At 31.4% G+C, this 606-nt stretch carries 1 protein-coding gene; it reads left to right on the forward strand.

The window, feature by feature from the left end; translation table 11 throughout:
* Window positions 1–188, forward strand: a 188-nt coding sequence (locus ACFIK6_RS10215) for a hypothetical protein (protein ID WP_375677623.1), incomplete at its 5' end; no start/stop codon positions are given.
* Window positions 189–606 lie beyond the last annotated feature (418 nt).

Below are 606 nucleotides of genomic sequence, written 5' to 3' on the forward strand. Positions count from 1 at the left end.
CCCCACATTTATATGAAAAAACCTCTAAACAAAACTGTTTAGCCCGTCAATGGTTAATACATCAATATCCCCAGTTTTTAGAGATAAATTCACTCTCCAGCCCCTCTAAGCCACTCAACACGCATATAAACGAGACATCATGCGATCAAGCACATCCTGTCGTTAAAAACCATCATAGAAAACAATAAAGAACCTCTTTTGAAGTCTTAAGACAACCACGCAAAACTCTTTTTATGCCATTCTCATCAAGGAACTTTTCTCCCCAAAAATGATCTGAGTGGCTTTGTAAAAAGAGTTTTGTCATTTTTGTCAGTTTAGTCAGTTCATTTTAGCCCCTATAGTATTTTTTTAATGAGATAAAAAATTAAAAACATTATATTTCAATATGTTAGTATTTTAATGATACAACCATTATTAAGATACACCCCATAAATACAATCAATAATATATATTTGTCAGTTATCTGTCAGTAAATTGAACTGACAAAATGATTATTTTAGTGAGTGATTAAAACGTGCTTTATGAAAAGCATATGATCCTTTAAAGCCTTTCAAAAGAAAGGGGGTATAATCATAAGAAATGCTATCAAGATCATTATGGTTATGA

It is taken from the genome of Bartonella sp. AS69XJJH, from assembly GCF_042195585.1.
Taxonomy (GTDB): domain Bacteria; phylum Pseudomonadota; class Alphaproteobacteria; order Rhizobiales; family Rhizobiaceae; genus Bartonella.